This window comes from Streptomyces atriruber (assembly GCF_001418325.1).
Classification (GTDB): Bacteria; Actinomycetota; Actinomycetes; order Streptomycetales; family Streptomycetaceae; genus Streptomyces; species Streptomyces atriruber.
The window spans coordinates 11,570-29,834 of sequence record NZ_LIPN01000234.1 but is presented as its reverse complement, the minus strand read 5'-3'; the positions used below and the strand labels follow the sequence as shown (position 1 = coordinate 29,834).

13 protein-coding genes and 1 pseudogene are annotated in these 18,265 nt (G+C 71.0%); 9 read left to right on the top strand and 5 right to left on the bottom strand.

The window, feature by feature from the left end; all coding sequences use genetic code 11:
- Nucleotides 1-34 precede the first annotated feature (34 nt).
- From AOK03_RS23850 to AOK03_RS23840, 3 genes are all read left to right on the top strand, one after another.
- A complete protein-coding gene (locus tag AOK03_RS23850; RefSeq protein WP_079074922.1) occupies nt 35-1,246 on the top strand; it encodes a metallophosphoesterase in 1,212 nt (403 codons plus the stop codon).
- Nucleotides 1,247-1,372: 126 nt separating this feature from the next.
- Nucleotides 1,373-1,780, top strand: a complete 408-nt coding sequence (locus tag AOK03_RS23845) for a YciI family protein (RefSeq protein ID WP_055567402.1) — start codon at nt 1,373-1,375, stop codon at nt 1,778-1,780.
- 8 nt (nt 1,781-1,788) lie between these two features.
- On the top strand, nt 1,789-2,979 hold the full coding sequence (locus tag AOK03_RS23840; RefSeq protein WP_055567380.1) for an RNA polymerase sigma factor: 1,191 nt from the start codon (nt 1,789-1,791) through the stop codon (nt 2,977-2,979).
- On the opposite strand, the gene AOK03_RS43195 is transcribed toward AOK03_RS23840, so the two are convergent.
- Nucleotides 2,980-4,326 (bottom strand): TolB family protein, encoded by a 1,347-nt coding sequence (locus AOK03_RS43195; protein ID WP_055567379.1) that lies wholly within the window; start codon nt 4,324-4,326, stop codon nt 2,980-2,982.
- A gap of 570 nt (nt 4,327-4,896) precedes the next feature.
- Between AOK03_RS43195 and AOK03_RS42040 the strand changes: the two genes are divergently transcribed.
- The 4 genes and pseudogenes from AOK03_RS42040 to AOK03_RS45225 all read left to right on the top strand — a co-directional run.
- Entirely contained in the window at nt 4,897-6,012 is a 1,116-nt protein-coding gene (locus AOK03_RS42040) for a hypothetical protein (protein ID WP_055567378.1), read from the top strand.
- A 121-nt stretch (nt 6,013-6,133) separates the two neighbouring features.
- Nucleotides 6,134-6,712, top strand: a complete 579-nt coding sequence (locus tag AOK03_RS23825; RefSeq protein ID WP_055567377.1) for a hypothetical protein — start codon at nt 6,134-6,136, stop codon at nt 6,710-6,712.
- The gene (locus tag AOK03_RS23820; protein WP_055567376.1) at nt 6,709-8,274 is read left to right on the top strand and encodes an alkaline phosphatase D family protein; all 1,566 of its coding nucleotides are present in this window, start codon (nt 6,709-6,711) and stop codon (nt 8,272-8,274) included. Before AOK03_RS23825 ends, AOK03_RS23820 begins: the two co-directional genes overlap by 4 nt.
- Nucleotides 8,275-8,339: 65 nt before the next feature.
- A pseudogene (locus AOK03_RS45225) lies at nt 8,340-9,011 on the top strand (NACHT N-terminal helical domain 7-containing protein); the annotation flags it as partial.
- Nucleotides 9,012-11,526: 2,515 nt separating this feature from the next.
- Here the strand turns inward: AOK03_RS45225 and AOK03_RS23810 are convergent.
- Nucleotides 11,527-12,105: a dihydrofolate reductase family protein gene (locus AOK03_RS23810; protein WP_055567374.1), complete on the bottom strand. Its 579-nt coding sequence runs from the start codon at nt 12,103-12,105 to the stop codon at nt 11,527-11,529.
- 188 nt (nt 12,106-12,293) lie between these two features.
- The gene (locus AOK03_RS23805) at nt 12,294-13,757 is read right to left on the bottom strand and encodes an FG-GAP and VCBS repeat-containing protein (RefSeq protein ID WP_055567373.1); all 1,464 of its coding nucleotides are present in this window, start codon (nt 13,755-13,757) and stop codon (nt 12,294-12,296) included.
- A 219-nt stretch (nt 13,758-13,976) separates the two neighbouring features.
- Between AOK03_RS23805 and AOK03_RS42725 the strand changes: the two genes are divergently transcribed.
- The gene (locus AOK03_RS42725; protein WP_157869055.1) at nt 13,977-14,135 is read left to right on the top strand and encodes a hypothetical protein; all 159 of its coding nucleotides are present in this window, start codon (nt 13,977-13,979) and stop codon (nt 14,133-14,135) included.
- 94 nt (nt 14,136-14,229) lie between these two features.
- The gene (locus tag AOK03_RS23800) at nt 14,230-14,985 is read left to right on the top strand and encodes an aminoacyl-tRNA hydrolase (protein ID WP_055567372.1); all 756 of its coding nucleotides are present in this window, start codon (nt 14,230-14,232) and stop codon (nt 14,983-14,985) included.
- 691 nt (nt 14,986-15,676) lie between these two features.
- On the opposite strand, the gene AOK03_RS23795 is transcribed toward AOK03_RS23800, so the two are convergent.
- Both AOK03_RS23795 and AOK03_RS23790 read right to left on the bottom strand, forming a co-directional pair.
- Nucleotides 15,677-16,870: an aminotransferase class I/II-fold pyridoxal phosphate-dependent enzyme gene (locus tag AOK03_RS23795; protein WP_055567371.1), complete on the bottom strand. Its 1,194-nt coding sequence runs from the start codon at nt 16,868-16,870 to the stop codon at nt 15,677-15,679.
- Nucleotides 16,871-16,988: 118 nt separating this feature from the next.
- On the bottom strand, nt 16,989-18,251 hold the full coding sequence (locus tag AOK03_RS23790; protein WP_055567370.1) for an FAD-dependent oxidoreductase: 1,263 nt from the start codon (nt 18,249-18,251) through the stop codon (nt 16,989-16,991).
- Nucleotides 18,252-18,265 lie beyond the last annotated feature (14 nt).

Sequence of the window (18,265 nt, the reverse complement as noted above, 5' to 3'; positions counted from 1 at the left end):
CCATCCGCCCGCCCTCCCGTGAGAGAAACCCTCCATGTGCGATGACGAGCTGATACCACCGAGCGCGGACCTGACCGAAGAACAGTGGCTGCGGGCCGACCCGGCGCTGTCCGAAGGACCGGTGGGGGAGCGGGTCCGGGAGATGCGGGCACCGCGGCGCCGGACCGTGCTGGGCGGCGTGATGGCGGGGGCGGCGGCGCTGACCGTCCTGCAGGGCGGGACGCAGACCGCCGCCGCGGCCACCGCCCGCACCGGCAAGTTCCCCCTGCCGACCGGCCCGAACCGCTCCGGCGAGTACGCGGTGCTCCTCACCGGCGACGCCGGTACGGGCGACGAGGCGCAGCACGCGGTGGCCGCCGCGGCCCGCGAGGTGTGCCGCGCCGAAGGCATCGGCCTCGCGGTCGGCCTCGGCGACAACATCTACGAGAACGGTCCCGAGTCCGCCGACGACTCGGAGTTCCGCACCAAGTTCGAGGACCCCAACTCCGGTCTGGACATGCCGTGGCTGATGGTCCTCGGCAACCACGACTGCTCGGGGCTGATCCCGGGCAGCGGCGGCGACCCGTCGCGCGGCGACCGCGAGGTCACCTACGCGCAGGGCTCCCGCCGCTGGTACATGCCGAGCCGCTACTACAACGTCGCCCTGCCCGCCACGGCCGCCGCCGACAGCGACCCGGTCGTCGAGTTCTTCGCGATCGACACCAACCCCGTCTCCTCGTACGTCGCGCAACTCGATCCGCACTACTGGTGGAACGGCCCCTACATGCGCGAGCAGCGCAACTGGCTGGACAGCGCCCTCAAGGCATCGCGCGCCCGCTGGAAGATCGTGCTCGGCCACCACCCGTACCTCAACAACGGCAAGCACGGCAGCGCCGGTTCGTACGACGGGTTCGTCATCGGCCACTACACCAGTGGCATCCACCTCAAGGAGCTGTACGAGGAGGTGGTGTGCGGGCGCGCCGACCTGATCCTGTCCGGGCACGACCACACGCTGCAGATCCTGGAGCCCACCGCCCGCACCGGCGGCACCCGGCAGATCGTGTGCGGCGCCGCGGGCAAGGCAGGCGACGGCAAGGCCCACTTCGGTCACCCGTCGACCTGGCAGAACTTCTCCGAGCACGGCTTCATGGTGCTGAAGGTGTCCGAGCGGGCCATGACCGTCGAGGCGTACACGGTCGACGTCGCCACGCGCAAGGCGCGCCTCGCCCACCGCACGCGTACGGCCGCGCCGCTCAGCAGGGTGTGAGCGGCGCCGAAAAAAGTTCCCCCGATGACGTCAGGTGATGTCGAGAACCCGTGGCCCGCTCCGTCCCAGCAGTGAGAGCGACCCCGAGCGACCACAATGGGACGCACCGGCACCGAGGAGAACACCATGGCCAAGTACCTGCTTCTCAAGCACTACCGCGGAGCTCCGGAGGCGGTGAACTGCACGCCGATGGACCAGTGGACGCCCGAGGAGATCTCGGCCCACATCCAGTACATGCAGGACTTCGCGGCCCGGCTGGAGGGGACCGGCGAGTTCGTCGACGGCCAGGCGCTCGCTCCCGAAGGGGCGTGGGTCCGGTACGACGGTGAGGGGCGCCCGCCGGTCACCGACGGCCCGTTCGCCGAGACCAAGGACCTCATCGCCGGGTGGATGGTGATCGACGTCGACAGCTACGAGCGCGCCGTCGAGCTGGCCGGGGAGCTGTCGGCCGCCCCCGGCGCGGGCGGGAAGCCGATCCACGAGTGGCTGGAGCTGCGCCCCTTCATGGCCGAGCCGCCCACCATCACGGAGTGACACCGGAAGTGAACGAGGCCCTGCTCCGAAGCCTCACCCCGAGCGTGCTCGGAATCCTCGTCCGCCGCGGAGCTGACTTCGCGGCGGCCGAGGACGCCGTGCAGGACGCGCTGGTCGAGGCGGTCCGTGTCTGGCCGGGCGACATGCCACGGGACCCGAAGGGCTGGCTGGTCACCGTGGCCTGGCGCCGGTTCCTCGACGCGACCCGGGCGGACGCGTCCCGCCGTCGGCGCGAGGACCTGGTCGACGAGGAACCCGCGCCGGGCCCCGCACCCGCCACGGACGACACCCTCCAGCTCTACTTCCTGTGCGCTCACCCGTCGCTGACGCCGTCGTCCGCCGTCGCGCTCACGCTGCGCGCCGTCGGCGGACTCACCACCCGCCAGATCGCCCGGGCCTACCTGGTGCCCGAGGCGACCATGGCGCAGCGCATCAGCCGGGCCAAGCGCACCGTGTCCGGCGTGCGGCTCGACCGGCCCGGCGATGTCGCCACCGTGCTGCGCGTCCTCTACCTGGTCTTCAACGAGGGCTACTCCGGCGACGTCGACCTCGCCGCCGAGGCCATCCGGCTCGCCCGGCAGCTCGCCGCCGCGATCGACCACCCCGAGGTGGCGGGGCTGCTCGCCCTCATGCTGCTCCACCACGCCCGACGCGCCGCGCGGACCGCACCCGACGGCAGTCTGGTGCCGCTCGCCGAGCAGGACCGGAGCCGGTGGGACACCCGGGCGATCGCCGAGGGCATCGGGATCCTGCAGACGGCGCTCTCCCGCGACCGGCTCGGCGAGTTCCAGGCCCAGGCCGCCATCGCGGCACTCCATGCCGACGCGCCCACCGCGGAGGAGACCGACTGGGTGCAGATCGTCGAGTGGTACGACGAGCTCGCGGCCCTGACCGACAGCCCGGTCGTCCGGCTGAACCGAGCGGTGGCGGTCGGCGAGGCGGACGGCCCGCGCGCGGGCCTCGCGGCACTGGCGGCGCTGGACGACTCCCTGCCCCGCCACACCGCCGTGGCGGCCTACCTCCACGAGCGCGACGGGGACCCGACGGTCGCGGCGCGGCTCTACACGGACGCGGCCGCGAAGGCCACGAACCTCGCGGAGCGCGCCCACCTGACCCGCCAGGCCGCCCGGCTCAACGCGCGCCGGGGCGGGGGCCCGTCGAAGGCCGGCGGAGACCGCGCCGCGGACCCTCGGCCTTGATCAGCGCAGACGGCGCAGAAAGACGTCGGCCGTGCCGTTCGTGTCGCCGGGCACGAGGTTCCCGGCCGGGGAGTCGAACACCACCGCGCCGCCGCCGTCGGTGACGCCGGTCCGCCGCCCCGGCATGGTGTCCTCGGACACCGGCTCGCTCTCGACGCTGACGAGGCGCACCTCGCCGGTCACCATGTCGCGCAGGAAGACGTCGGCGCTGCTGTCGTCGGCATCGGGGGTGAGGTTGGAGGCGGCGGAGGTGAACGCCGCGAAGCGTCCGTCGCCGCTCAGTGAGACGTCGTCGCTGCCCGCGTCGGCAGGCGTGCCGTCCTGGGCGGCGCCGACCAGCCGCATGCGCTTCGACTCGCGGTCGTAGAGGAAGACGTTGTGCGCACCGGTCGGAGCCGGTCCTTCGGGGCGGAGCACCCTGGAGGCCGAAGTGAACGCCACGAAGCGGGCGTCGCCGCTGAGGGACGCGCCCCAGGACGGGGTCTTGCGGTTGTAGCCGTGCGGGATGCTGATGAGCTCCGTGGTGCCCTTCTCGCGGTCGCGCAGGAAGACGTCCGTCGCGGACGCATGGTCCTCCACGCCCGCCAGGTCGGTGGTGTTGGAGGTGAAGGCGAGGTACCGACCGCCGGAGCCGCCCGCGAACGCCGGTTCGTACGCATCCCCTTCGCCGTGTCCGCCCGCGTTCGTGAGCTGCGCCAGCTCCGTCTTCTTCGTCTTCCGGTCGTACAGAAAGACGTCGTCCCGCTTGTTGGCGTCACCCGCCACGAGATCCTCGGCGCCCGAGGCGTACGCGACGTGGCGGCCGTCCCCGCTGACCACCGGGCCGTACGTCAGGAGGCTGCGCAGCCCGTCGTAGGACGCGCCCGTGGGGCTGATCCGCTGCGTTCTGCCGGTGCTGCGATCGTGCAGGAAGACGTCGTCGAGGTCGTTGGGGTCGCCGCTCACGAGATCGTCGGCGGTGGAGGTGAAGACCACGTACCGCCCGTCGGGGCTGAGCGAGACCTCCCGTACGACACCGTGGCTCGCCTTGCCGTTGCTCTTGACGCTGACGCGCTCCGTCTTGCCGGTGAGCATGTCCCGGACGAAGGCGTCGGGCGTGCCGTTGGTGTCGTTCGCGACCAGGTTGCGGGACTCCGAGACGAAGGCGACGTAGCGGCCGTCGGCGCTGATGGAGGGGTTGGTGGAAGCGGCGTTGCTCTCGGCACCGGCCACGCCGAGGCTCACGCGTTCGGTGCGGGGCGCGGCGGCGGCGGAGGCGGAAGTGCCTGTGGGAGGGAGACCGGCGGCGGCGCAGAGCGCGGCGAGTGCGGTGCAGGCGGCGGCTGTCACGCACCGGCGAACGGTCATCGGTTCCTCCTGCTGAGTCCTGTGTCGACGACGTGGAGCGCTGGAGAAGGGGAGGCAACACCGTGGAGCCCCGGGGGTCAATGCGTCGCGTGCCGTCCACGGTGCGGATGCGTCGGTTGCATCAGTGGGGCAGCGCGCTCCAGCGGGCTTTTGTGCCGTACTCACGTGCAGCGGGCAACCATTGCCGGTGGCTTCCTGAGATGTCACGCGTGGTGCTCGGCCCGGATGGCCACCGACCTTGCTCCGTAGGCCCATTGCGGACAATGGGCTGTCAGCCAACCGGGCGGCCGGGGCCCGGCCGCCCGGTGTCCGGAGAGGAACATGTGGCTGATCGGCGGCCGATCGGCTCATCGGTTGCGTGGGCATCGGGGTTGCCGGGCGAGGCCGGGCGCGGGTCACCGCGGGCCGGGTGCCGGGTCTCAGGTGGCGCGGCGTGCCTGGTGTGACGGATGTCAACGCGACTTCTTGCGCAACCCGTTGTAATCGGCCGACTACTTCACGTCCTTGTGGGCGGATGCGGCTCGCGTCACTGTGGGCCGACCACCCGTTGCGGACGAAAGGGACGACGCCATGGCGCACCGCAAGGTCTATCTCGCGGTAGGCAGGACGAACACCCGCATCTACCGCTTCGACCCCATCGACGGAGACACCCGGCTGGTCGACGGTGTTCCCGCCTACGCGGCCGGCTACACCGCGATGGGCGCGCAGTACCGCGGCGAAGGCAAGGAACCGCTGCTCTTCGCCGTGAGCGGGAACGAACTGGTCACCATCGACGTGGAGGCCGGCAAGGTCACGCACGAGCCCGTCCAGGGCTTGCCGAGCGGTAAGCCCTGGTACGACGGGGACACGGACGTCGACGGGAAGACCCTCTTCGTCGTGAGCGATCCGGGCGAACCGAGCTACTCGATCGACCTCGTCACGAAGACGGCGACGAAGGGCCACACGCCGGGGAGCGGGAGGTGGGACGACTTCGCCCATCACCCGAAGGACGGCCGGCTGATCTCGGTCGAGGGCGACAACGGCGATCTGCTCTTCATCGACCGATCCAGGGAGCCCATGAAGACCGTGCTGAAGCGGCAGGTCTTCGAGCCTGCCGAGGCCAGCTCCTCGGTCGGATCCCGCAAGTCGTACTCAGCCACGTTCTTCGACGACGACGGCATGTTCTTCGCGGTCGACTCCGCCGGGAACGTGAACCAGCTCGACCTCACGAAGTCGACTGTTCCCGACCACGCGAAGCGGATCGGCGGCGGAAAGATCCCCGTTCACGACCTGGAGGTCATGAACGGCGCCGGCCGCATCACCCCGCTCCCCGTGCCGCCCAGCTACGACGAGATCGAGGTGACGAAGTCGTTCGCCACCGCGTGGGAGAGCAGCGACCCGCGAGGCAAGGTGTACAGCTTCCACCTGAACCTCACGGCCGTCAGCAAGTCCACTCACCAGCCCGAGGACGTGCACAAGTTCAGGATCTCCTTCGACCTGCCGACCGTGCAGGGGGTGAAGGTCGTCGCCTCCGGCGTCGACGTCATCTATCAGGACGGCAAGGCGTACATCGACTCGCAGCAGCAACAGCTGCTGCCCGGAGGCCAGTCGCGGACGGTCGACGTGCAGATCACCGTCCCGGGAGACCCGCAGAAGCTCCCGGCGGAGTACCCGCTCCACGGCCTGAAGGCCACCCGCCTGGCCTGACGTCCCGCCCGGGGCCCCGCTGCGCAGGTGGGGCGTAACAGAATTCGCCGGAACGCTTCTTCTGGTTCACGCGTGGCTGGTGGGCTGAGCGCGCTCAACCCACCAGCTACAGGAGGCGTGCGTGAATCTGGTCGTCAACGGCGACGCGGAGAGCGGGGCGGGCGGCACCGCCGACCCCGTCGCGAAGGTCCGCGGCTGGCAGGTCGCTCAGGGTGCCCCGGCGCTCATTTCCTACGGCCTCGGCGGTGGTTACCCGACCGCGGCGGACCCCGGTCCCGACCGGCGCGGCAGCCGCTTCTTCTCGGGCGGCAACAGCGCGCGTACCACCCTGGTCCAGGACGTCTCCCTGCCCAGGACCGGTCGGACCGGGCGCCGGGCCGTCGACGCGGGACGGGTGCGCTACACCCTCTCCGCCTGGCTCGGGGGCTACGCCGGGCAGGAGGACGGCGCCAGGTTCTCCGTGGAGTTCCGTGACGCCAAGGGCACGCCGGTCGCCCTGAGCGTCCTCGGCCCCGTGGACTCGGGGGACCGGGCGGGGCGCACGGGCCTCGTGGAGCGCACCGCCGAAGCCGCGGTGCCGCCCACCGCCCGCTCGGCGCGGCTCCTCCTCGTCTTCACCCGCAGCGGCGGCGGCACCTCCAACGACGGTTACGCGGACGCCCTCTCCCTCACCCTCAGCGCCGCCGGAGGCCACCGATGACCGTCAACCGCCGTGATCTGCTGAAGGCCGCCGCGGCTGCCGGTGCGCTGAACCTCGCCTGGCCGCTGGCCCCGGGACTCACCCCCGCACAGGCCCGTGAGGCGGCCGAGCACCTCGGCGCCGAGTACGACCCGGCGCCGTTCACGCTCGGCGTGGCCTCCGGCGATCCGCAGCCGCACTCGGTGCTCCTGTGGACCAGACTCGCGCCCGAACCCCTCGCCGCCGAACAGGGACTTCCCGAGGTCGTGGAGGTCGACTGGGTGGTCGCCAGGGACGCCCGGCTGCGGCACGTCGTCGCCCGCGGCACCACGCCGGCTTCCGCGACGCTCGGCCACAGTGTGCACGTGCCGGTGAGCGGTCTCGTGCCCGGCCGCCACTACTGGTACGCGTTCAAGGCACTCGGCAGGACCAGCCGCGTCGGCCGTACGAAGACCGCGCCGCGCGGCCGGGTGTCCAAGGTCACCTTCGTCGCCGCCAACTGCCAGGCGTTCCACGACGGCTTCTACGCGGCGCACCGGGGCATCGCCCGCGAGGACGTGGACTTCGTCGTCCACCTCGGCGACTACATCTACGAGCACGGCCAGGTCGGCGGCGTACCGGAGCAGCACGTACGCGACCACGACGGTCCGGAGATCCTGACGCTCGCCGACTACCGCAAGCGGCACGCCCTGTACAAGGGGGACAAGTCGCTGCGCGAGGCGCACGCCGCCCACCCGTGGTTCCTGACCTGGGACGACCACGAGGTCGTCAACGACTACAGCGGCACCGGGGGCGGGGCCCCCTTCATGCGCCGCCGTGCGGCCGCCTACCAGGCCTGGTTCGAGCACATGCCGCACCGCGACTCCTTCGGCGGCATGGCCCTGCCCGACCCCGAGATCCACCGCGTACGCCGCTGGGGCAACCTGCTCGAACTGAGCATCCTCGACCTGCGCTCGTACCGCTCCGCGCAGAACCTGCGCGACGGCACGATCCTCGGCGCCGAGCAGAAGGCCTGGCTCAAGCGCGCCGTCGACCGCGCCCCGGACTCCTGGCACGTGTGGGCCAACTCGATCATGCTGAGCCAGCTGCGGGGCAGGCCGGGCGGCTCGTACATGTTCACCGACCAGTGGGACGGCTTCCTCGCCGAACGCAAGGAGGTCCTCGGGCACGTGCACCGGAGCGGCCTCGAAGACCTGGTCGTCATCACCGGCGACTGGCACTCGGCGTTCGTCGACGACGTCCGAACCGACTTCGACCAGCCCGATTCGCCCCTGATCGGCACGGAGTTCACCGCCCACTCGGTGACCTCCGGCGCCTACTCGCCGGAGTGGAACACCGCCAACGGCCCCCTCATGGGCAAGGCCAACCCCCACCTGAAGTACTTCGAGGGCAACCGCTACGGCTACGACGTGTACGAGGTGACGCCCCGGCGCTTCACCACCCACATGCGCGTCATCGGCGACCGCCGCGACCCGAACTCCCCGGTGACCACGCTGACGAAGTTCCACGTGGACCGCGGCAAGGCGGGCTCGTACGAGGACGAGGGAACCAAGGGGTCGCCTGCGCAGTACCGCAGGGACTAGGGATCAAGCAGTCCGTCCGGGAGACTGGTCGGCGGGGTGGGCAGTCGAGCCGGGGGAGCAGCCGCATGGGGCACGCGGGGCTGAGCTATCAGGACGCCGTCCGGCTGCTGGGGGGCCGCGAGGACGCCGCCGTGGCGGCACTCGATCGGTTGACCGGAGGGCTGCTGCTCGCGTCGTCGGCCGCGGGGGCGGGTTTCGCCGCGAGTCTGTTTGACGTCCGGGGGGACCTGGCTCGGCTGGGCGCCGGACTCGTGAACGGTCTGGGTGAACGGGCACGCGGCCTCGCCCGCTTCGAGCGCGGCGAACGCTTGGCAGCGGCCCACGCCGTGGTGGCGCTCTCCGCATACTTCGAGGTGTTGGCGGAGACCGAACTTCCGTGCGGCGCCGAGGACTTGGAGATGAGCAGGGCCGAACAGGTGGGCCTGGCCACAGGGGAGTGCCCCGACTCCCGTCGGCTCCATGCCTTGGCCGATGTCCTGCTGCGATCGGAAGTGCCCGTCCCGTCGCCCCACCGGCCCTATGAGGAGGCCCTCGCGGCACTGAGCGGGTTCTATCTGCGTCTGTCGGGCGAGGTCACCCGCTTCGTGTCCGGACTCGCGGTCTGGGACCGGCTCGACGACACCCAGCGGCTCCGATTCCGGCAAACGGTGTCCGAGGGGCTGCCGGACCGGGCCGGCGCACGATACGAAGAGCTGTTCCGGCAGCTCGCCCTGGACTTCCCGGAAATCGCCTTCTGGGCGAACCTGGTCGACCACCAGGCCACTCGGTCCCAGCTCCGCTCCTTGCGGGCCGGTCTCGACGAACTCGGCGCGGCGTTGTCCGAGATGGCGTCGCCCCGGACCCCGGACCCCTGGTTGACGGGGCTGGCCCGCGCGCACGCAGCAGTGCTCGACCGGCCCATCCTCACCTCGCGGGACGTCCTGGACGGACTGAGCCTCCCGGCGCTCGGCGCGGCCTATGTGAGTCCGGACTTCCGCGTGGCCGAAGTGGGGCCCGCCGACCGGTTCGCCGAGGAGCAGTGGTGGGCGGAACAGCATGTCCGCGAGGATCTCGACCGCTTCCTGCTCGGTCATCTCACCTCACCACGGGCCGCCCGCGCCCCGCTGGTCGTCCTCGGCCAGCCGGGATCGGGCAAATCCGTCTTCACCCAAGTCCTCGCGGCACGCTTGCCACCAGCGGACTTCCTCGTCGTACGCGTGGAACTGCGCGACGCGGCCGCCGAGGCGGATCTGCAGACGCAGATCGAGCAGGCGGTGCGGTCGACCACGGGTGAAGCGGTGACCTGGCCCCAGCTCGTGCGGCGTGCGGCCGGGGCGCTGCCCGTCGTCCTCCTCGACGGCTTCGACGAGTTGCTCCAGGCGACGGGCGCCAGTCACAGCGACTATCTGCAGAAGGCCGGTGACTTCCAGCGTCGGGAGATGGCTCAGGGACGCCCCGTCGTTGTCGTCGTCACCAGCCGGACCTCGGTCGCGGACCGGGCACGGCCTGCGGAGGGCATGCTCGTTCTGCGCCTGGAACCGTTCAGCAACGCCCAGGTCACCTGGTGGCTGCGGATGTGGAACCGTACAAATGCCACCGGCTTCACGGCTCGTGGGCTCCGCCCCTTGGACCCCGATGTAGTGCTGGGATACGGGGAGTTGGCGTCCCAGCCACTGCTGCTGCTCCTGCTCGCTCTGTACGACGCGGACGAGAACGCGTTGCAACACCGCGACGAGTCGCTGGGGGAGGGGGAACTCTATGAACGGCTCCTCACCAGCTTCGCCGCCAGGGAGGTCCGCAAGGCCGCCGCGGGCCTGGCCGAGGAAGACCTCGACGCGGCGGTGGAACGGCAGCTGGCTCAGCTGTCCCTGGTCGCCTTCGCCATGTTCAACCGGGGACGGCAGTGGATCGGTGTGGCCGAACTCGATGCCGACCTGTCCGCACTCGCTCCTGACACCGGCCGGGCAGACGCCGCGCTCGGCCTGCGGGCCACGCTCAGCACGGCGGACATCGTGCTCGGCCGGTTCTACTTCGTTCACGAGTCGCGGGCGAACCGCGACGGCCTGCGCCTGCGTACCTACGAATTCTTGCACGCCACGTTCGGGGAGTACCTGGTCGCGCGACTCGTGGTCCAGGAACTGGACGAGCTGGCCGCCGCGTGGAACTCCTCGACACGCCGCAGTCGACCCGCGGTGATCGACGACGCGTTCCTGCACGCCCTGCTCTCCTCCATGCCCTTGACCACGCGCGGGACCACCGTCTCCTTCGCCTGCGAACGGTTGCGTGCCCTGCCGGAGTCCCGCCGGCACGGCGTGCGCGACGTGCTGCTCGACCTGTTCCGGCACGCGGGCGAGGCACGGCATGACACCCGGTACGGCAACTACGTGCCGAACCGGCAGCCGGTGACCGCCGGGCCCGCCCGGTACTCGGTGAACCTGCTGGTGCTCGCCGTGGCGACGGCGGGAGAGCTCACCGGCCGCGAGCTGTTCCCCCAGGAGCACGACGTCATACCGGCGTGGCGGGCCGCCGCCTTGCTGTGGCGTTCGCAGTGCCCCATGGAGGCGTGGCGCGGACTGGTCGCCACTCTGGCACTCGAACGCTTCTGGGACGGTCACCGACGGGACATCAGACTGTCGCTGCGGCCTCAGTCGGAGTCCGACCCCGGACCGCTGGACGCGCACTGGGCGTACGACCACGACCGGGACAACCACTTGCGGCAGGCCGCGTGCAGGGAGGGCGGCTGGTTCTCCTGGATCACGCACCAGAACACGACCCTGCGCGCCCAGTCCCACTTCCTCTGCGATGTTCTCGACGACGTCGTCGTCCATGGTCTCGAACCCCTGGCGGGCCCGTGGGACACAGCCGTCACCACCTTCTTCGACGGCGGCGACGAGCCGCCCGTCTCGGCCGCCCACGCGATGATCACCCTGTGGCTGCGCATCGATCAGGACTGCACCGCACGGGAGCTGACCGCGGCATTCGACGTCTGTCTGCAGACGGCCCTCAACAGCTTCGCCCCCGACGACCGTGACACCAGGGCACGCTTCCGCCTGATGTTCCTGCGGCGTCTCGCTGCGGACTGGCAACGCCTGGAACCGGAGTGGACGCAGCGGGCGATGAGGAGCATCTACGACGGCGGCAAGGACGCGACGGTCGACGAGGGCGCACAGTTCCGCGACGTCGCGCGGGAGGTGCTCCCCGAAGCGCTGCGGGCCGCGCACTGGACGGATGACGGACCGGGCCGCGGATGCGCCGACTGACGCGTCGGCGGGCTCAGAGGTGCACAGTGGGCCGGTAGACGAGCTCTTGGATGTGGCCGTCGAGCGTCCTGTGCTCGATCAGCTCCAGGTCGAAGTCGGCTGCGCCCTGGAAGACCGGCTCAAGTCCGGTCCGGCCGGTGATCACAGGGAAAAGCGTCACCTGGACCCGGTCGACGAGACCGGCGGCCATCAGCGCCCGGTTCATCGACAGACTGCCGTGCGAGCGCAGCGGGACCTCGGACGCTTCCTTGAGCCGAGCGACCACCTCCACGGCGTCGCCGCTCGCCACGTTCGCGTCCGGCCAGTCGAGGGGGCCTGCCAATGTGTTCGACACGACCGTGGCCGGGAGGTTCCGCATCCGGGTGACCCACGGGTCGCGTACGTCGGACTCATGGGTGCCGGAGGCCAGCATCCGGGCGAAGGCCCGATATGTGTTGGCTCCGAAGACCATCCGCTGTTCCTCGCCGTACAGGGCGAGGCGACGGTCGAGGAGCTCGGGCCCCTGCTTGCCCCAGTAGCCGGTCCAGTCGCCGTCGGCGGCACCGAAGCCGTCGAGGCTGGAAAAGACGTCGAACGTGTAGGTGGCCTTCATGGCGCTCGCTCTCCTCGATCACGGTGCGGCGTGTGTCGGAGATGGAGACCGGAGAACACGGCGAAACTCATCGCCGCCGAAGGCCGTCCGCACGGTGGCGCGGGGGGCGTCGCCCCGTCGTGCGGAACGTGCCTTCGGCGGTCGGTCGGGTCCGTAATCCGGGCTTACGGGCTTACGGGCCCGCGGGCTCAGGAGCCGGACATGACGTCCCCGAACATCGGGTCCCCGCCCGATTCCCCGATGCCGACGGACGACGCGCCGAAGCTCACCGAGCCGGTGGCCGTGATGCCTTCACGGGAGCCGCGCAGGGACCAGATCGCGCCGTCGTCGCTGTTCTCGCCGGCCGCGCCCACCGACAGATCCGCGCGGCCGTCCTTGTCGTGGTCGGCGAGGTGGACGGCGTCGCCGAACAGGTCCGACGACTCGTTGGCGCCCGGGACGCCCGGCGTGCCCTGGTTGAAGGACTGGGCGCCGGTGCCCGTCAGGCCGGAGGCGCCGCCGCGCAGCACCCAGACGTTGCCCGCGTGGCTCGCGGCGCCGATGGTCTCGAAGTCGGCACCGACGGCGAGGTCCGGGTAGCCGTCACCGTCGACGTCGCCCGCGGCGAGCGCCCCGCCGAACGAGTCGTCGTACTCGTCGTCGCCCGGCACCCCCGCGGTGGCCTGGCTGAAGACGGCGTTGCGCGCGGTGTCGACGCCCGCCGTGCCGCCGTAGAACACGGTGGCGTAGCCGCCCTTGGCCGTCGAATCGGTGACGGAGACGAAGTCGGTGCCCACGACCAGGTCGTCGTGCCCGTCACGGTCGAAGTCGGCCACGGTGAGCGCGCCCGCGAACCCCGTACCGACGGCGGTCTGCAGCGTGGGCCCGGTCGAGGCACCCCGGTAGACGAAGTTGCCCGTGGCGGACGCCACCACCACGTCGTCCTTGCCGTCGTCGTCGAAGTCCCCGGCGGCCAGCTGGACCGCGCCGTTGGGGGCCGCGCCCGACCCGATCTCCGTGTCGAGGCGCAGCTTGCCGGCCGCGCCGCCGGACTTGGTGAAGCCGCCCTTGAAGATCCACACGTCCTTGCCGGTGGAACCGACCGCCAGATCCGCCTTTCCGTCACCGGTGAAGTCACCGACCGCGAGGGACTGGCCGAACCGGTCGTGGCCGGACGCGTTCGGATCGCTGATCGTCGTGCCGCCCGACAGTCCGGACGAACTGCCCCACAGGATCGTGACCGAACCGCCGTCGACGTCGTCGCCGACGTTCTCCAGCGGTGTGCCGACGACGAGATCGCCGTAGCCGTCGTTGTTCAGGTCGCCGTGCGCGAGCTCGGTGCCGAACCGGTCGGAGGTCTCCGAGGCGCCCGGCACGCCGGAGGAACTCTGCGAGGTCGTCTTGTGCCGCGAGGCGCTGATGCCGCTCGACGAGCCGTAGTTGACGACCACGGCGCCCGCCTTCGCCTTCCCGCCCGCGACGGCACCCGGTGCGCCGGTGGCCAGATCGCGGTAGCCGTCACCGTTGAAGTCGTCGGCGAGGCCCGACCCGGCGGCACTCGCGGCGCCCGGCAGGGCGATGAGCAGACCACCGGCCAGAACGGCCGCGACAACAGCGGAGCCCAGGACGGCGGAACGCCGGGAACGCTGGTGAGGGTGGTGGGGCCGGGGCATGGATTCCTCCAGGGCGAACGTACGTATGAGCGCAGAGATGACCTCTGATGGGGCTGGAGGGTTGTACGGGGCAGCAGAGTTTTCGATCGCCGGGAGGGGCCCCGGCGGCGCCTCCCCCGCGCGGCGGAGACGGGCGCGACCTGCGGACGATGCCCGGACGTCGGCCGACTGGCGACGATCTGGGCGTACGTCATTGCCCGCCGAGATTGGAGCCCCACCGTGCTGAAGTGGACCCTGCGTGCCACCGCCGTCCTCGCCATCGCCGCCGCGCTCGCCGCCCCTGTCGCCGCGCCCGCGGCCGAAGCGGTCGCCGCTCCGCACGCCGTTGCCGTGGTCGCGGAGGCCGGGGCGCCTGCCGACCCGGGAGAGGCGGTGTGACGCGGCTCCCTGCGTACTGAACCGGGTGCACCGGGCGGCGCCCGAGAGGCAGCGGCCTCCCGGGCGCGCCCGCCGTGCTGGCAGACTGGGGCGGGTGAGCAGCAATGACACCAGCGCCCAGGCGGGCGACCCCGAGCACACGCCCGACAGCCCGTTCCGGCACGAGAACGTCTCGCGGGACGAGGCCCCGCAGTTCGTGCTGCCGCTCGTGGTGCACCTGGAGAAGACGGCGCCCCCGGCCCGTACCGACGCACTGGAGACCGCGGCCCGCGCGGTTCTGGTGATGCTCGCCGACGAGCGGTCCCTGGGCGAGGGGGAGGACGAGGGCGAGTGGGCGCAGGCCATGCGCGACTGGCAGGACGCCCGCATCCGCAAGGTGGTGCGCAGGGCGCGCGGCGCCGAGTGGCGCAAGGCGGCCGCGCTGCCGGGGATCACGGTCACCGGGAAGTCGGCCGAGGTGCGGGTCTTCCCGCCGGTGCCGCTGGACGGCTGGCCCAAGGAGCTGGCCAAGCTGCAGGTGTCGGGCACGGACCTGGACGACCCGGAGCCGCCGGGCGAGGCCGACCGCTCACGGCCGGTGCTCTGGATGAGCCCCGATGTAGACATGTCGGCCGGCAAGGCGATGGCGCAGGCCGGGCACGGCGCCCAACTCGCCTGGTGGGAGCTGACCGACGAGCAGCGCACCGAGTGGCGCGACGCGGGCTTCCCGCTGGCCGTGCGCACCCCGGACGCCGCGCACTGGCGCGAGCTGACCGCGAGCGGGCTTCCGGTGGTGCGGGACGCGGGCTTCACGGAGATCGCGCCGGGCTCCTGCACGGTCGTCGCCGATCACCCGGCGCTGCGGCGGTGAGCTCCGCCACGGCGGACGGGCGGGTCTAGCTGCAGCGGTGGCGCCGACGGCTGTGATCGACGGACCTTTCGAGCGCGTGCCCGTTGCCAGCAGTTCGGCCTGTTGGGCTTGCAGCCGCTTCGGCGGTCCGCATGATTTCAGGCAGGCCGGCCAAACATCGATTCCCTTTTCAGGCGCATCGGCCGTGCAGTCGAATCTTCGGAGGTCGGACGGCCTCGACGGCAGCCAATGGGACAGCTCCTCTGGGACGCCTCTCAGAGACGTGACGACACGAGCGCTACTCGGAGCACTCCGTGTGCGTTCGACCGCTAGCCACGTAATCCTCCTCGTCCGCAGGGAGTTCCGGCAACGTTCTCACAGGAGGCTGCGCAAGTTTGACCCTGCCGTTCCCGACGTCAGGATCGGCATCGAACACTGCATGTGCGTAGAGAAAAGGATCATTCATAAGCTTATGTATGTGCTTCGAGGGGTGAAGGAAACCGGATCGGTCGCCGGGGGAGCCAAATGAATGTCAGGATTCACACTCGAGCATGCCTGCTCGGCGGTTGGCGGTCGGCGGTCGGCGGTCGGCGGTCTCGCTCTGGGCGCGTCTCGTGGATGAGCACGACACTTCGCGGTGAAGACCGTCGCCCTCGATGAGGAGGGGCGTGGGCCGGGCTCAGACGCCTGGAAGGCGGGTGGGAGCCGAGCTTCAGGACACGGTCGCCGCGTGGTGAGCGATGCGATGCACGGCCTCCTTCAGCTGCTGGGGGGCGGCGAGGGTGGAGATGCGGACATGGTCGGCCGCGTCCCATCGGAAGTCTGAGCCCGGGGCGACGAGTACGCCGTGCTCGCGCAGCAGGGTCCGGGCGAAGGTGCTGTCGCGGTGCCCCGGAGGGACGCGGGGGAAGAGATAGAACGCTCCCTGAGGCCGTGCGCAGCTCATGCCGGGGATGCCGTGCAGTGCTTCCCAGGCATCTTCGTGGCGTTGACGCAGGATGCCGCCGGGGCCGGTCAGGTGGGTCTCGGTCCGGTGGATGTGCCGGAGAGCTGGACCGATGCCGTGCTGGGCCGGTGTGCTGGGACAGAGCCGGAGGGACGCGAGCAGGGTGACGGCCTCGGCGTAAGCGTGGGTGGCGGAGTGCGGGCCGGTCAGCGCCATCCACCCGACCCGGAATCCCGGAACGCAGTGTGTTTTGGACAGACCGCCGAAGGTCAGGCACGGCAGGTCAGGGGCGAGGCGGGCCAGGACGGTGTGCTGCGCGTCGTACACGATGTGGGCGTAGATCTCGTCCGACAGGAGGACGAGCCGTCGGTGCCGTGCGATGTCCGTGAACGTGCGGAGGATCTCGATGGGCCAGACGGCACCGGTGGGGTTGTGCGGGGAGTTGGCCACCAGGGCGACGGCACGGTCGCTGATCTTGCTTCGCAGGTCGGCGACGTCCGGAAGCCAGCCGGAGTGTTCGTCACACCGGTAGAAGACAGGGGTGCCGCCGGCGAGTTGGACGGCGGCAGCCCACAGCGGATATCCGGGGGAAGGCAACAGGACTTCGTCGCCGGGGTTCAGTAAGGCCTGGAGAGCGAGGAGTACGAGTTCGGAGACGCCGTTGCCGATGTGGATGTCGTGCGGTTCAAGAGCGGTGAGGCCGCGGTCGCGGTAGTACGAGGCGATCGCAGAGCGGGCCTCAGGCAGGCCCTGAGTGGGGCCGTATCCGCAGGACGCCGTGAGGTGGTGGCGCACCGTGTCGGTGACCGCGGGTGGTGGGGTGATGCCGTGCGCGGCAGGATCGCCCAGGTGCAGGCGGATGATGTCGCGCCCTTGCTGTTCGAGTTCGTCGGCGAGGCGGGGCAGAGCGCCACGCAGTTCGTAGGAGAGATGGGACAGGCGCGTTGCCGGCTGGAGCATGGGGTACCTCGGGTTGCCTCTGCTGACGCCGGTCCCGGCGGCCCGGACCGGAGCAGGTCTGCCGAGGCCGCCGGGCGGCGTGGTGGGGAGGGTGCGGGACCGCGGACCGTCGAATGTCCTACGCGGTGAGGGTGCTGAGGCGCGTTCCGGCGGCACACAGCGGCCTGAGCGCTTCCAGGGCCGAGCGCACGGCCCCCTCCTGGCTGTCGGCGTCGTCCAGGTAGCTGCCGGTGTAGTACACGCCTCCGCGGCCTTGCTCCGTTCGCAGTTGCTGGGCTGCGCGTCGGCCGGGAACGGTGGGCCGCAGTTGCTGGAAGTCGGCCGTGGCGATCAGGTCGTCGGGCGGGGTGGTGCGGTGGGTGATCCAGCTCTTGAACAGGTCAGCGCCCAGGCCGGGACCGAGCCAGCAGGTCATTTCCGCCCAGCGCCCGTTGCCGGTGGTGCACACGCTTGACCAGTGTGCATGGTCGGCGGGCATGCCGCGTGGGTCACGGTGCAGCGCCACGGTGGTCGGTGTGTAGTCGAACTCGGCCAGAGCTGCTGACGTCCTGTTGAGGTCGGAACAGTCGTGCAGGAGCAGTGCCGCCTGCGGAGCGGGCAGAGCCAGGACGGCCGCGTCGTAGGTGGCTGTGCCGCCGCTGTGGACCACTGCGGGTCGACCGGTTGTCGTGGTCAGACGACGGACGGGCGTGTCGTAGCAGATGCGATCGCCCAGGGAGGTGGAGAGCCGGTCGATGAGCGTTCCGAGGCCGTTGGTGAGGATGTGCCATGTCGGCGAGGCCTCCGGGTCCTGGGGCGGAGTGCGGGTGGCCCAGGCAGCGGCTGCCCGTGCCGGCATCTGCGCGGCCTGGTCCAGGGTGCAGCCGACGAAGGAGGCACACCAAGCAAGAACCGCATCACGCACGAGAGCCTCAGGCAGGCCGAGGCCGGCAGTCACGTCGGCCACGGTCTTGGTGTGCGGTCCGTCGTCGGCTTCGAGTTGGCCTGCCTGAGCCAGAAAGGCACCGAGTGCCTCCCAGGCCGGTCCGGTCAGTGCTTTGCGGCCGCTCGTTGCGTCTGTGGGGGCATGAGGGGTGACGAGGAGCGGTTCGTCGTATCCGGCACGCAGCAGGGTCGTGGTCAGCGGCAGTGCCGTTACGTGCTCGTCGGTGATCCCCAGTGTCCGGCGCAGGGCCGTGTGGTGAGGGAAGGCGGCCGGGGACAGGAACTGGGCGCCGAGGTCGACTTGGACGGTGCCGTGGTGCTCGGTCCTGACGGGTACGGTGCGGATGTTGCCTCCAGGGCGGTCGGAGGCCTCGTAGACCGTGACGTCGTGCAGCTCGTCCAGGAGCCAGGCGGCGGTCAGGCCGGCGATGCCCGCTCCGATGACGGCGATACGCATGGGGGTCCTTTCCG

Excerpts from the sequence above, each read along its gene's own strand:
- AOK03_RS23850 (WP_079074922.1), top strand. The coding sequence starts at position 35 with ATGTGCGATGACGAGCTGATACCACCGAGCGCGGACCTGACCGAAGAA.
- AOK03_RS23845 (WP_055567402.1), top strand. The coding sequence starts at position 1,373 with ATGGCCAAGTACCTGCTTCTCAAGCACTACCGCGGAGCTCCGGAGGCG.
- AOK03_RS43195 (WP_055567379.1), bottom strand. The coding sequence starts at position 4,326 with ATGACCGTTCGCCGGTGCGTGACAGCCGCCGCCTGCACCGCACTCGCC.
- AOK03_RS42040 (WP_055567378.1), top strand. The coding sequence starts at position 4,897 with ATGGCGCACCGCAAGGTCTATCTCGCGGTAGGCAGGACGAACACCCGC.
- AOK03_RS23820 (WP_055567376.1), top strand. The coding sequence starts at position 6,709 with ATGACCGTCAACCGCCGTGATCTGCTGAAGGCCGCCGCGGCTGCCGGT.
- AOK03_RS23810 (WP_055567374.1), bottom strand. The coding sequence starts at position 12,105 with ATGAAGGCCACCTACACGTTCGACGTCTTTTCCAGCCTCGACGGCTTC.
- AOK03_RS23805 (WP_055567373.1), bottom strand. The coding sequence starts at position 13,757 with ATGCCCCGGCCCCACCACCCTCACCAGCGTTCCCGGCGTTCCGCCGTC.
- AOK03_RS23795 (WP_055567371.1), bottom strand. The coding sequence starts at position 16,870 with ATGCTCCAGCCGGCAACGCGCCTGTCCCATCTCTCCTACGAACTGCGT.
- AOK03_RS23790 (WP_055567370.1), bottom strand. The coding sequence starts at position 18,251 with ATGCGTATCGCCGTCATCGGAGCGGGCATCGCCGGCCTGACCGCCGCC.